The organism is Prevotella sp. P5-126 (assembly GCF_002251185.1).
In the GTDB taxonomy this organism is placed as follows: domain Bacteria; phylum Bacteroidota; class Bacteroidia; order Bacteroidales; family Bacteroidaceae; genus Prevotella.
In genome coordinates this window covers 161,172-174,559 of the sequence record NZ_NPIZ01000053.1, presented here as the reverse complement: position 1 = coordinate 174,559, position 13,388 = coordinate 161,172, and the positions used below count along the sequence as shown (strand labels likewise).

The 13,388-nt window shown below is 45.1% G+C and carries 10 protein-coding genes; 4 read left to right on the top strand and 6 right to left on the bottom strand.

Translation table 11 applies throughout. The annotated features are described in order from the left end of the window. Positions 1-4 precede the first annotated feature (4 nt). Positions 5-4,525, bottom strand: coding sequence for a glutamate synthase large subunit (gltB, locus tag CIK90_RS05680; RefSeq protein ID WP_094464558.1), 4,521 nt, complete (start codon positions 4,523-4,525; stop codon positions 5-7). A 240-nt stretch (positions 4,526-4,765) separates the two neighbouring features. On the opposite strand from gltB, the gene CIK90_RS05675 reads away from it, so the two are divergent. The 4 genes from CIK90_RS05675 to CIK90_RS05660 all read left to right on the top strand — a co-directional run bounded on the left by CIK90_RS05675 (position 4,766) and on the right by CIK90_RS05660 (position 6,829). Next, positions 4,766-5,155: a hypothetical protein gene (locus CIK90_RS05675; protein WP_094389993.1), complete on the top strand. Its 390-nt coding sequence runs from the start codon at positions 4,766-4,768 to the stop codon at positions 5,153-5,155. An 83-nt stretch (positions 5,156-5,238) separates the two neighbouring features. Next, positions 5,239-5,634 carry a hypothetical protein gene (locus CIK90_RS05670; RefSeq protein ID WP_094464557.1) on the top strand — a complete coding sequence of 132 codons (396 nt, stop codon included), beginning with the start codon at positions 5,239-5,241 and terminating at the stop codon, positions 5,632-5,634. A 209-nt stretch (positions 5,635-5,843) separates the two neighbouring features. Continuing rightward, complete coding sequence (locus CIK90_RS05665; protein WP_094434870.1) at positions 5,844-6,260, top strand: PH domain-containing protein; 417 nt, start codon at positions 5,844-5,846, stop codon at positions 6,258-6,260. Next, positions 6,257-6,829 carry a sugar O-acetyltransferase gene (locus CIK90_RS05660; protein ID WP_254046289.1) on the top strand — a complete coding sequence of 191 codons (573 nt, stop codon included), beginning with the start codon at positions 6,257-6,259 and terminating at the stop codon, positions 6,827-6,829. The genes CIK90_RS05665 and CIK90_RS05660 overlap by 4 nt, the downstream gene beginning before the upstream one ends. Positions 6,830-6,879: 50 nt before the next feature. Here the strand turns inward: CIK90_RS05660 and CIK90_RS05655 are convergent, their stop codons facing one another. From CIK90_RS05655 to CIK90_RS05635, 5 genes are all read right to left on the bottom strand, one after another. Further along, positions 6,880-7,707 carry an AraC family transcriptional regulator gene (locus tag CIK90_RS05655; RefSeq protein WP_094464556.1) on the bottom strand — a complete coding sequence of 276 codons (828 nt, stop codon included), beginning with the start codon at positions 7,705-7,707 and terminating at the stop codon, positions 6,880-6,882. Between the two features lie 126 nt (positions 7,708-7,833). After that, complete coding sequence (locus CIK90_RS05650; RefSeq protein ID WP_094434866.1) at positions 7,834-9,528, bottom strand: MFS transporter; 1,695 nt, start codon at positions 9,526-9,528, stop codon at positions 7,834-7,836. 4 nt (positions 9,529-9,532) lie between these two features. Next, complete coding sequence (locus CIK90_RS05645) at positions 9,533-10,645, bottom strand: HlyD family secretion protein (protein WP_094389988.1); 1,113 nt, start codon at positions 10,643-10,645, stop codon at positions 9,533-9,535. A 56-nt stretch (positions 10,646-10,701) separates the two neighbouring features. Then, positions 10,702-12,021: a TolC family protein gene (locus CIK90_RS05640; RefSeq protein ID WP_094464555.1), complete on the bottom strand. Its 1,320-nt coding sequence runs from the start codon at positions 12,019-12,021 to the stop codon at positions 10,702-10,704. Positions 12,022-12,876: 855 nt separating this feature from the next. After that, positions 12,877-13,359, bottom strand: a complete 483-nt coding sequence (locus CIK90_RS05635) for a hypothetical protein (RefSeq protein WP_094449308.1) — start codon at positions 13,357-13,359, stop codon at positions 12,877-12,879. Positions 13,360-13,388 lie beyond the last annotated feature (29 nt).

Genomic DNA, 13,388 nt, shown 5'->3' with positions numbered 1-13,388 from the left:
ATGCTTAATAGTCTCTTTGCATATCAGCGATTTTCTGTCTGAGTTTGTTCATTTGTTCTTCTTGCAGCACGCGTTTGTATTCGATAGGAACTACTTGAATGAAGTCCTCTACGTAACGCTGCCAGTCATCGAGCATGGTACGTGCCAGTTTTGAACCGGTGTACAGATAGTGTTGTCTGATGAGTTCGTGTAGTTCCTTGCGGTACTGTGCTTCTTCTACAAGGTTGATTTCTACCATATCCATATTGCAGAAATAGTCGAAGTTATGGTTTTTATCCCATACGTAAGCAACACCGCCCGACATTCCTGCAGCAAAATTGCGTCCTGTCTGGCCTAAAACGACGACGCGTCCGCCTGTCATATATTCGCAACAGTGGTCGCCAGCACCTTCTATAACGGCTATAGCTCCTGAGTTTCTTACTCCGAAACGTTCGCCAACCTTACCATTGATATAGAGTTCGCCGCTTGTAGCACCATAAAGTCCGGTATTTCCTGCAATGATATTATCTTCTGCATTGAAGTTAGATCGTACTGGAGGCAGTATGGCAATACGTCCGCCTGATAGTCCCTTTGCGAAGTAGTCGTTGGTTTCGCCTTCCAGTTTGAATGAAATACCCTTGTTGAGGAATGCACCAAATGACTGACCAGCCGATCCTTTGAACTTCACATTGATGGTTTGGTCGGGTAATCCTTGCTGTCCATAGCGGAGGGCAATTGTTCCTGCAAGTGTTGCGCCAACGGCTCGGTCGGTATTTCTGATGGCAAAGTCAAGATTGACTTCTTCCTGACGCTCTATGGCTGGCTCTGCACCGCGTATCATCTGTGCATCGAGCGAAGTAGTGTCAGTGTGCATTTCGCTGGTTGGGATATGGCAGAGTGCTGTCTTACTGTCACCCTCTTTAAAGAGCAGACGTGTGAAATCGAGCACAGGTTTGTGGTCTGTTGTTGTCTCTGTATCCTTTACCACAGCAAGTTCTGTATGTCCCACGATATCGTTAAGGCGACGGAAGCCCATTTCAGCCAAATATTCGCGTACTTCTCTTGCAAGGAAAGTGAAGTAGTTGACGAGATATTCGTAGCGTCCGATGAAGTGCTTACGCAGTTCCGGATTCTGTGTGGCAACACCCATAGGACAGGTGTTGAGGTTACATTTGCGCATCATCATACATCCTAATACGATAAGTACGGATGTGCCGAAACCAAACTCCTCGGCACCCATCAGTGCCATGAGTATGACATCGCGTCCGGTTTTGATTTGTCCATCAACTTGGAGGCGTACCTGTCCGCGTAATCCATTCTTTACCAAGGTCTGCTGAGTTTCGCTCAGTCCGATTTCAGGCGATATTCCTGCAAAGCGCATACTGCTGGCAGGTGATGCGCCTGTGCCGCCTTCAGCACCACTGATAACGATAAGATCGGCCTTTGCCTTTGCTACACCGGCAGCAATAGTTCCTACACCACTCTCTGCAACGAGCTTGACGCTGATGGCAGCGCGAGGGTTTACGTGTTTCAAATCAAAGATGAGTTGAGCCAAATCTTCGATAGAGTAGATGTCGTGGTGTGGTGGCGGAGAGATAAGACTGATACCCGGAATGCTGTGACGTGTCTTTGCAATGACCTCATTGACCTTGAATCCGGGCAACTGACCACCTTCGCCAGGTTTTGCACCCTGTGCTACTTTGATTTGAATTTCTTCTGCATTGACAAGATATTCAGTTGTGACACCGAATCTACCACTGGCCACCTGCTTGGTTTTAGAAGATAGAGAGATGCCGTCAACGGTACTGTGAAAACGTTCAGAGTCTTCACCGCCCTCACCAGTATTACTTCTTGTTCCCAGCAGATTCATAGCCAGACAAATGGCTTCGTGTGCTTCTTTCGACAGTGCGCCAAATGACATTGCACCTGAAACAAAGTGCTTGACAATGCTTTCTACGGGTTCTACCTCTTCAAGAGGGATAGGATTCTTCTTGAAACCAAGGAAGTCGCGGATGAAGATGGGTTCTGCTTTGTCATCCACCAAGTGTGTATATTCCTTGAATTTTTCATAGTTGCCTGTGCGAGTAGCAAGTTGCAAGGTGGCAATAGTTTCTGGATTCCATGCATGACGGATACCGTCTTTGCGCCAATGGAACTGTCCTAAATTGGGCAAGAAAGCCTCGGCTGCTGTTTCTGCATCGTTTCCGGTGGCGAAAGCCTTGTCGTGTAGTATGATAGCATCGCGTGCGATACGTTCCAAACCGATACCACCAATGGTGCTCACCTCTGTGCCGAAATATGCCTTCAGGAGACTCTCGTTGAGTCCGATGCTCTCGAATATCTTAGCACCGCGATAGCTACGGATGGTAGAAATACCCATCTTAGCCATAATTTTAAACAGTCCTTTCTTGACAGCCTTGATATAATTGGCCTCGGCTGTAGTATAGTCTTCCTGTATCTTGTGGCGCTTGACGAGGTCGTCGAGTATGGCAAACGTCATATAAGGACACAGCGCTGAGGCGCCATAGCCTAAGAGCAGAGCAGCATGCATCGTTTCACGAATCTCGCCACTTTCAACGATAAGGGCGGTTTGCACACGCTTTCCAACGCTGATGAGATAATGGTGGACAGCGCTGACTGCGAGTAATGATGGGATGGCAGCGTGGTCTTGATCTACTTCACGGTCTGATAAGATAATGTAGTTGTAGCCTGCATCAACCGACTGTTCTGCATCGTGGCAGAGTTTCGATAGTGCATCGCGGAGTCCATCTTCACCCTTTTTACATTCAAAGAGCATGGGAAGCTTCACGGTGTTGAATCCTTTATAGCGAATATTGCAGAGTATATCGAGCTGAGTGTTATTCAAAATGGGGTGGGGGAGACGCACCATCTTACAATTGCTCTCGTCTGGAGTGAGGATGCCAGCGCCTACACGACCTATATACTCCGTGAGCGACATGACAAGTGATTCGCGGATAGAGTCGATAGCAGGGTTTGTGACTTGGGCAAACTGTTGACGGAAATAGTTGAAGAACGTTTGTGGACGATTGCTCAACACCGCCAATGGTGTGTCGTTACCCATGGCAGCGGTAGGCTCAACACCATTGACTGCCATCGGTGCGATGGTGCCATCGACATCTTCCTCGCCATAACCGAACATCACTTCTTTTTGCAAAAGGTTATCTACGCTGTTGGCTATATGGCGACCGCTCTTGAGTTTCTCCAACTGGATACGGTTGGTAGAAAGCCATTGGCGATAGGGATGCTCCTTGGCGAGCTGTTCCTTGATTTCGCCATCATAGTAGATTTTGCCCTCTTGGGTATCGATGAGCAAGATTTTACCTGGTTGCAAGCGACCTTTTTCAGCCACTTCCGTAGGATTGAAATCGATTACTCCTGCCTCAGAAGCTACTACCATCGTATCGTTTTTAGTAATGGTATAGCGTGCAGGACGTAGGCCATTGCGGTCGAGCATACCACCGGCAAAGCGCCCATCGCTAAAAAGTAGAGCTGCGGGACCGTCCCATGGCTCCATCAGAATAGAGTGGTATTCATAGAAAGCCTTAAGATCTTCGGATATTGGGTTCTTGTCGTTGAACGATTCAGGCACAAGAATACTCATGGCATGAGGCAATGACAGACCACTCATCACAAAGAATTCTAATACATTATCAAGTGATGCCGAGTCGCTCATACCCGGTTGTACGATGGGCGAGATTGCTGGAGTAAGTGGTGAATCCTCTTTCAACAATACGCTTTCGCGTGCCTGCATCCATCCACGGTTGCCGCGTATGGTGTTTATTTCACCATTGTGTGCCAACAGTCGGAAAGGTTGTGCGAGCGACCAAGTGGGGAAGGTGTTGGTACTGAAACGTGAGTGTACAAGTGCCAGACCACTGGTGAAATAGGGATTTGAAAGATCGGGAAAATACTCACGCAGCTGTTTGCTGGTGAGCATTCCCTTGTAAATGATGTTTGTGTTGCTTAGCGAACAGATATAGAAGTCTTCATCGCTGACGCGATGTTCTATCTTTTTGCGGATGACATAGAGTGTGCGTGGGAAGTCGGCAACGCTGTCGTCGGCAACTCCAGTAACGAAAACCTGCTTGATGTCGGGTTCATTGCCCAGTGCTGCCTGTCCCAAACATTCGGGATTGACGGGCACGTTACGCAGATGCATTAACTGCAACCCCTCGCGCTCTATTTCTTCTATCATAATAGAGAGTATCTCTTGTTGGCGTTCCTTGTCTTTTGGAAGGAAAATCAAACCTGTTCCGTACTTTCCTTTTTCAGGTACAGGAATGCCTTGAAGCAGTATAAACTCGTGGGGAATCTGCAACATGATACCTGCACCATCGCCGGTTTTCTTGTCAGCGCCCTCTGCACCGCGGTGCTGCATATTTTCCAGCACTCGTAAAGCATTATCTACTAATTCGTGACTTTTATTGCCATGGATGTTGACCACCATGCCCACACCGCAGGCATCATGTTCATAATCATGTTGATAAAGCCCTTGTTGTTTGTTGGTTTGCTTACACTTTGTCATATTATCCTCTATTTAAACTTTCTTTCTGCTTGCAAAATTACAAAATAATATAGCAATATGATAGGATAAGCGGTGGTTTTCTATCTACAAATGAAAGCTTGCAAACGAATTGTAAGCAATATATATAAGATTGCTTACAATCTAACAAAAAATATCCATATATTATTTAAAATATTAAGAAACATGTAAAAAATGGATTTATATGCCGTTTTTTCGCGCAGAATGTTTAATTTTGCAGTTATGAAACAGCGTCTTTTCCACTTTGTATTGTTGCTTCTGCTGATGACTTTTGGTCAGCAGCAGGAGGTTTTTGCCGTGGAAAGATGTAACGAATCGGTGCCTGTTTCCGACCAGATTTATGATAATGATAGCAAACATCAACCTTTGGGTGAGGCACTGTTGACAGATGTTTATGATGGCTATCGTATTGCTACGCCACGCTTGTTGCGCTTGCCCACCATGGGCGGTGGGCGTCCTACAGGCCAGCGATTAGTAGCCGTTTCGCTGAAAACCCCAATCATTCTTATACATGATCACTATGATGGGCGTCGTCGCCAAGAGGTGTCACCCCATCAGAGTGCCGTCTCGTGCCAGTATTATATCATTGCACTGAGGCGGATTCTGCGTTAGCAGTGTGTTTCTTTATTGGCCTTCTTGGCCTATAGCACAATGATTTATTTATTTTAAGAAACACATTCTAACATCAAAAAACAATGGCAAATTATAAACACATGGAGATGGCTGAGGCTCTCTCCAACGATTCTCGTATTAATATCAGTCGTGGTTTTCTCGGATTGAAGACCAATCTTACCTACGCCCCCACATCATCTAAAATCAATCTGAAGGTCAATGAGTATGCTCCAGATATGGAAGGCCGACTCACACAACTGCTTCAGACTGACGGTAAGACGATGCGTCGCGAAGTGGAAAAGGGTAAGTTGCCCACTGTTGCGGTTGGGCCTTTCCGTTTGGAAATAGCTTGTTCGCAAGACTATGAATACCTTGCAGTTCAACTTTTCCGTTTTTCCAATTTCAACTATTCGCCCATGACAGAGATGAAAGTCTATGAAGGCGATGACGCACTGGCAGTCTCTGCGCTACTTTGTTAAGCGCTTTTATATATGTTGATAACAGGGCTGTTGCATCTCGATGCGGCAGCCCTTCATGGTATGTGGCTGACACTTTGTAAGTCGAGAAACTCTGGGTTGTCTCCATAAAGACAATCTTTTTGCTACGACTTCTCTTGTATTTGTTTATAGAAAAGGTGTAGAGTTAGAAAAAATAATGTATCTTTGCAGTCGAATAACTGCAACGCTAAATGATAGAAAACAAGGTATATAAATCGAGAGTGGATACTTGGCTCGTGATATTATTCATGTGTGTTATCGGCTTTTTGATATGGCAGGTGATAGTCACCAACTATGAATGGATAATTGTAGTGGTGACGGTGTTGATGACATGGCTCTTAGTAGATCTGTTGCTGCATACCGACTATACCATTGGAGAAGGGGTGTTGAAGGTGAGGTGCGGCATGTTTATCGGATGGGATGTACCTATCGACAAGATACTGAAGATAACGCCTTGTCGTACGATGCTTAGTTCGCCAGCATTGAGTCTTCAGCGCATTTGTATTTTCTACAACCGCTTCGATGATATTATCATATCGCCCAAAAACAGTCAGGAGTTTGTACAAGAACTGCTACGACAGAACCCTAATATAGAAGTGAAAATATGATGACCGAACATAATATGGTCGAATACCAGAAAATGGTGCGCGGCGAGGAGTATAATGCTTGTGATGCGTACCTTATACAACTATTGAATAAATGTAAGGACGATTGTTGGGAATACAACCAGATACGTCCAACCGATTTGCAGGCACGCAACTTAAAACTGCAACAGATGTTGGGAACCAGTGAAACTGATACCTTTATTGTACAACCGTTCTGGTGTGATTATGGTACAAATATACACGTGGGTAAGCGTTTCTTTGCCAATTTCAATTGGACTGTGCTCGACGAAGCACCAGTAACCATAGGCGACGACTGTTTTATCGGTCCCAATGTTGGCATCTATACCGCTTGTCACAGTACCAATCCTGAGGAGCGTAACACACGTCGTGAATGGGCAAAACCAGTCACCATTGGCCATAGTGTGTGGATTGGTGGTGGTGCTACTATTCTTCCCGGTGTCACCATTGGCGACAATGTGACGATAGGAGCGGGTAGTGTGGTGGTCAGCGACATCCCTTCTAATGTGGTGGCAGTGGGTAATCCTGCTCGTGTTATCAAGCATTTGAAATGAGTTTTCCAGCAAGATAACCGATATAGTGCTATATCAGTGGGCTACACAGCTTATTCTGTAGCCATTCTGTAGTGTTTGGGTGAAAGTCCCGTGTGCTTTTTGAAGAATGTGCCGAAGGTGGAAGCATTGGGAAAATTCAACTCGTAGGAAATCTGTTGAATCGACATATTGGTATTCTTCATAAGGAAAATGCTACGGCGGATAATGGCTTTGAAGAGCAATTGTTGAACAGTGTTTCCGCATAGCGATTTCACCATGACAGATAAGTATTTTGGTGTAAGACACAGTTGATCGGCATAGAATGCCACACTGCGTTCACGCATGTAGTTGTCTTCAATGAGCTTGAGCAACGACTCGAAGATTTCTATCTTACGTGCCATATCCTTGCCTGCAACTTTATACGACATGGAGAAGATACTGCATAGTCGGTAAGTGACTGCCAGCAATAGGAGTTTTTCTTCGTAGGCACTATACGGACTGGTGTCTTCTTGCTGCTCCAATGCCTGCAACATGCGGGCATAAGAAGCAAGCATATTCTCAAAACCTGTATGGATAATGTGGCATGCTTTAGGATAGATGGTGGCATAGAGGCGCATGGTGACTACGGTATTGCCTAACATGGGGCGTATGTTTTCGCTGTGGTAGAAGAGTAAAGTGAACTGTAAATCGGAAGAACTTTCTGTCACTTGAAGCATGATGCCCTTTGACAGGAATACGGTTTCATCTGCTTTAGTAGTATATGAAGTGCCATCTACACAGAAATGAAACGTTCCCTGATGACAAACCACTATACCCACATAGTCGGAATAGAAGGGTTCGGTCAGCCAATGGGGAAAGGTGCTGGCGTTGCAGATGATGATGTTTTCGGTCAGTTCCATTTATTGTTTCTTTGCCCAAGTCATGAGAACGATGACCGTTCCCATGACCTTATTTGGTGCAAAGATAACAAAAATATCATTCTTTCCCGATGAAAGTCTTGCTTTTTTTGATATTTTGCCCCACTCTTATTTTGCCCCAAGTGAACTGACATCTACGTTCTTGAGCAAATATTCGCGAGTGAGTTCCTTCAGATTGCGCTTGCGCCAAGGGATGATAAGCATCAGTAGCGCACAGGCCATACACCCATAGAAAGTCCAGCCGGCCATCTCCTTAATGGTGGTCAGCGTGGCTTGCACCTGAATCTTACCCTTGACGCTCATGGCTGCCATGTGTTGTGCTTCGGTCTCGTTCTTGCCTTGATGCTGCATGCCCCGAATTGTTTGGTCGTAGGTGGTGGCAGTCTCGATACTGGTGCGATCGAAATCCTGTGCGAAGCGTGTGACATAATACTGTTGACGGTACTGAAGCACATTACTATAGAGTGCAGAACCGATACTTGGTGCAATGACCATACGCACGGTGAGCATGATACATACCCAGGTGGACATAAATCGATAGGGCATGCGTTGGTTGGCAATAGTGGATATCAGCGAATAGAGCAACATCATTCCGGTGGAGCGGATAATGACGGGCCACTTCATGCGTTCATACATTCCATCGTTTTGAACCTCGAAATACATGAAGAGGGCGTATGCACCGATAAATACAAATCCAAGGGCATACATCCATTTCAAGTGGACGTTTTTGGCTCTGGCTATAATGGCAAAGATGAGTCCAACGGTATAGCCCACCATTACCCAATTGCCCAAAGTGGCATTCTGCCAGTTGTCTATCTTCATGCTGACATTGGTGAACACATTGACGAACATGCTGCTTGAATTACATAACATCAGCAGAAAGAACAGCATGATACCATAGTTGACGACCCTTACTTTAAATACCTCCATGATGAAATAAGGTGATCGGCGTGAGGCTTCCAAATAGATAAACAACCCCGTAAAGACGATGCATATCAGTGTGGAGAGGCAGATGGATTTGTCGTCAAACCAGTCTAATGTTTTGCCAAACACCATGACATAGACAAACGAGCAAAGCATAACGCTGAACACCGTGACATTGCCAAACTTTGAAAAGGATATGGGGAATTTTGGCAGTGCATATTCATGATAGGGCATGGTGAAGAATACGATGATGATGCCTGCAAGCATAAATGCCATCATGAAATGATAGACATACTGCCACTCGTAAGCGTAGGCCAACCAAGCTGTAAGCCATGTTCCGAGTTGTCCGATAATCATAAAGAAAAGGTAGATGACCGGTTGTGATACCATCTTTTCGCTATCTGCAGCATCCCAACCTTCCTCTGTTGTAGGTTCACAACCTGGTGTGAGATTACGTGTGGCTTCTATGCCGAAAGCATACTTGATGAGTACGAAGAGATGGGCCATCAATAGTGTTTGGCGCACAAAACCCATGAGCAGACTGCACAAACCGAGAATGAAAAGCGATTCGGTCATAGCACAGACATAACTCAGCAGAAAGAGAATGGAGAAGCCTACGATACACATCATCTTCTCTCGTCGGATACACACCAAGTCATAGAAGAATGGCGAAAATGCTGCCATACCTATTGAGGTGCAGAAGCTGGCAAAGACGATATACTCCGACTGGATGCCGAGTCCGCTCATCATCTCACCGCTGTTGGCGGCATAGACACCACCCATAGTGATCATCGGTACGAAGAGGATGATCATAAAGATGATGCCAAGTGGTTTCGGCACCCAACTGTAGAACGGATAATTCTTATACTTTTCCGACATCTTACTATTTTCTCTGGGCTTTGACGATTACCATCATACCTGCGGCAAGGCGGGCATTGTCCTCTTTGCTGATATTGGTGAAGTCGATGCGTACTGGCACGCGCTGCTGAATCTTTACGAAGTTGCCGGCAGAATTGTCGGTAGGAACAAGTGAATACTTAGCGCCTGTGGCACCGGAAATGGCGGTAACGGTGCCTTCAAACTCCTTGTCGTGCATAGCATCTACGCTGATACGCACCTTCTGACCTACGTAGAGGTGCTCTATCTGGGTCTCCTTGAAATTGGCTACCACCCATTTCTGATTGTCGGGGACAATATAGGTGATGGTGGTTCCTGCATTGACCATCTGGCCTTCCTCAATAGATCGGCGTCCCAATTTACCGTTGCAAGGGGCCACAACAACACAGTAGGAGAGGTTTAACTTGGCCATTTCAACTGCTGCCTGAGCACGCTCGATGGCGGCAGCAACGTTTTGTTTGCGAGTGGTCACCTCGTTGACGCCTTTATAAGCAGCAGCTTGTTGCTTCTTGGCGGCTTCGAGTTTCTTTTTCGTGGCGGCATATTCCACTTCCAGTTGTTCCAGTTGGATTGGGGTTGCGGCTTTCTTGGCCACCAAATTGCGGTAGCGTTCGCAGTCTTTGGCAAGTTTGGCGAGGCGCACTTCTATCTCATCGATAGAGGCAGAATAGATAGATGCCGAGGTCTCGGTGGTTTGCTTGGTGGCATCGATGACGTTGGCGCCAGCCAAAGCATCCTTCAGCGCAGCCTCTGCCTCCATCAGACGGATGCGGTATTCTCGGTCGTCGAGAATGAGCAGGGTGTCGCCTTTATGCACTTCTTGATGCTCTCTGAAACAAACTTTGGCTATGTAGCCTGATGCACGGAGGTTAACGGGAGAGATATACTGCTCTATCTGGGCATCGTTGCTCGACTCATTGGAAGAGTAATCGAAGAAGAGACAGCCGATTTTCCATAGGCCATAGGCAAGAATGGCAATGCCGATAAGACTGACTACGAGGCGACGGCCTCTGAGCTTCTTAAACTCCTTGGCATTTTCTTCCTGTACTGTTTCTACGTTTTCCATTTCTTTATTTTCTTTGTTTTCCTTGTTTTCCATATCTTCGTTTTGTTTTGTTCGTTGTTATTGTATGATAATATAGTTTGAAAATGGCTTTATTTCACTTGGTCCAGTTGACCGGTGAGTTTGAGAAGTGACAGGTTGGCTATCTTATAGCTATAGCAGGCTGTAAGATAATTATTCATGGCTTCGCTCATACGCATCTCGTCTTGGAGTACTGCGGTCATCGAACTGACGCCTTCTTTATATTGGTCGGCGGTCACGCTATATACATCTTGTGCCAAAAGATAATTGTCTGACTGCTTTTTGTAGTTGCGTTGGCAGTTGTTTACTTCGCTGACAGCATTGATATAGTTGGCCTGCATGCCTTTCAGGGCATTTTCATAGCCGATACGTGCATTGTCTTCTTCTATCTTGGCACGTCTGATTTTAGAGCGTTTCTCAAAACCGTCGAAGATGGGAACGCGCACCTGAAGGCCTAAACCGTTGGAGCCATACCAATGGTTGGAATCGCCCGAATGGAACCAATGTTCAAACTTATCGGTGAAAGCTGAGTACATCAGACAGCCGGTAAGGCTTAGTGTGGGAAGATAGCCGTCTTTGGCTAGCTTGGTTTGCTTCTTGGTCAATTCCTTTTTCTTCTCAAGCAGTTGCAGTTCGTAGAGGCCGGTATTGAGGCCGTTGGCCTTCACTTCCTCTATCTTGGCAGGCTCCATGTCGGTCACTTGGATGGCCTTGTCGGCAGGATAGTCGATGACATATTTTAGCATGGTATATTGCTGATCGAGCATGGCAACGGCATTGTCGCGCTGCACGGTGAGGTTCTCGATATTGAGGTTGACGCGCTTCAAATCTACTTCAAGGCTCATCTGGTTGTCGTAGAATGCTTGGGTGATGTCGCGCAACTCTTCCAAACGCTTGATATTATCGTTCACCAAGCGAATTTGCTCTAATGTGTTTTGCGCCATATAATAGGCTTTGGCGGTCTGCACGATGAGATCTTCGCGTGCTTTCTCATAAGAGAGCTGGTTCAGATGGTCAACAGTTTTGGAAATGTCGATAGCTGTAAGCACCATTTGGTTGTAGAGGGGCATCTGTAATTGTAAACCTGCTGAGGCATTGTATTGTAGTGTTTTGGTCACATTGTAGGACTTACCGTATGCCGAACCATCGGTGACAGATACTGGTGGAGTGAAGTTGTCGTTGAGCTGTGCCACTGCATTGATCTGTGGATACAGTTTGGCGCGGTTTTCGCTAATGGTTTGTTTACCTTTTGCAACCTCATTTCGACTGATTTTCAACGAGAGATTGTTGTCTATCGCCATTTGCAAACACTGGTTCAGCGTAAGGGTCTCCTGTGCTTTGACCATTGTGATTGCACAGAGAGCGATACAAAAAAACAATACTTTTTTCATCTTCTTATGCTTGATATATTTCTTCTGATATTCTAAACTATAACTAATCGAGCGCAAAGTTACGACTTTTCCATCACATCATACTATTCATAAATTACTACATAATGTTCAAAATTTCCATTTATACCTTTTCTTTCACTTATTGTGCTGATTTTCATGGCGAATAAATGTGTTGTCGGTTGATAATAAGCATGTTTTCTATTGACGGCAGCAAGGTTGCTTTGTGGGCATCATTGTAAATCCGTGTCGTCCAAGAAAGTATTACTACCTCAGCACGCAGTTATTTTAGTTTTCAGAAAATTTCGACCACTCGACCATACCTATAGTATAACGTGCAGTATATTAGAACTTTAAGTGGTGGTCGATGTCTGAAAGTTCGACCACACATCGACCACCGGATTGCCATCTATCATCAACACGGACCAGCTAAGCGATTGATGTATAAATGGGTTTACTATAGTTTATCAGCGTTTTTTCAGACCTTGATAATACTTTTATCAAACGTTGGATAACACTTTTATCAAACGTTGGATAATACTTTTATCAAACGTTGGATAATACTTTTGTCAAATGATGGATAACACCTTTTTCAAACTTTGAAAAGACCTTTTTCAAACGTTAGACGATATCTTTGCCAAACCTTAGGAAATACCCTTGCCAAACATTGGACAATACGTTTTGCCAAACGTCTGGAAAACCATGGCAAAGCGTTATTAAAAGAATATCGATCTGTTTTATTTCTGAGCGACATCGAATAGATATAAGTTTTGCGGATATACTTTCGTGGGAATTATGACCGATATAAAATAATCGCCCGATAGGATGTTGAATCCACATCGGGCGATGGATAGGGTCTTATTGTTTGTTAGAACTGTAAGTGTAGTCTTTTCGGAAGACATACACTTTGATGCATTTCTTTTCTATCTTGCCGTTGGCAGAAGTGCTGTCATTTGTCTTTAGTGTTTCTATCTCTTCGGTGAAAGTGAAGATTTGATTGTTTGCATCTGTTGAGATATTGAAAGTTTTCTCGCTTACGTTACCTTTCGAACCGCTAACGGTCAGGGTGTTGGCGGTAAGTTTCCATTTCGTGAAATCTTCAAAGCCACTGAGGGTGCCGTTTCTTTCAAACTTGGCTGTACCTTTTCTGTCGGTTCGGTGTTCAACAACCTTGTTGTTCTCGTAGTTGGTGACATCGACGCTTACATCCCATTTGCCGCAAATCCAGCTTTGAGAATCATCTGTTTTTGAGTCATCATCTCCGCAAGATGTGAACATTGCAGTAAGGGTCAAACATACCAATAGGGTAGTGACGGTCAGAAAGAGTTGTTTCCTTTTCATTTTGTTTGTTGATTTATAGGATAATGTTT

Coding starts and splice junctions, on each gene's coding strand:
- gltB (WP_094464558.1), bottom strand. CDS start 4,525: ATGACAAAGTGTAAGCAAACCAACAAACAACAAGGGCTTTATCAACAT.
- CIK90_RS05675 (WP_094389993.1), top strand. CDS start 4,766: ATGAAACAGCGTCTTTTCCACTTTGTATTGTTGCTTCTGCTGATGACT.
- CIK90_RS05670 (WP_094464557.1), top strand. CDS start 5,239: ATGGCAAATTATAAACACATGGAGATGGCTGAGGCTCTCTCCAACGAT.
- CIK90_RS05665 (WP_094434870.1), top strand. CDS start 5,844: ATGATAGAAAACAAGGTATATAAATCGAGAGTGGATACTTGGCTCGTG.
- CIK90_RS05660 (WP_254046289.1), top strand. CDS start 6,257: ATGATGACCGAACATAATATGGTCGAATACCAGAAAATGGTGCGCGGC.
- CIK90_RS05655 (WP_094464556.1), bottom strand. CDS start 7,707: ATGGAACTGACCGAAAACATCATCATCTGCAACGCCAGCACCTTTCCC.
- CIK90_RS05650 (WP_094434866.1), bottom strand. CDS start 9,528: ATGTCGGAAAAGTATAAGAATTATCCGTTCTACAGTTGGGTGCCGAAA.
- CIK90_RS05645 (WP_094389988.1), bottom strand. CDS start 10,645: ATGGAAAACAAGGAAAACAAAGAAAATAAAGAAATGGAAAACGTAGAA.
- CIK90_RS05640 (WP_094464555.1), bottom strand. CDS start 12,021: ATGAAAAAAGTATTGTTTTTTTGTATCGCTCTCTGTGCAATCACAATG.
- CIK90_RS05635 (WP_094449308.1), bottom strand. CDS start 13,359: ATGAAAAGGAAACAACTCTTTCTGACCGTCACTACCCTATTGGTATGT.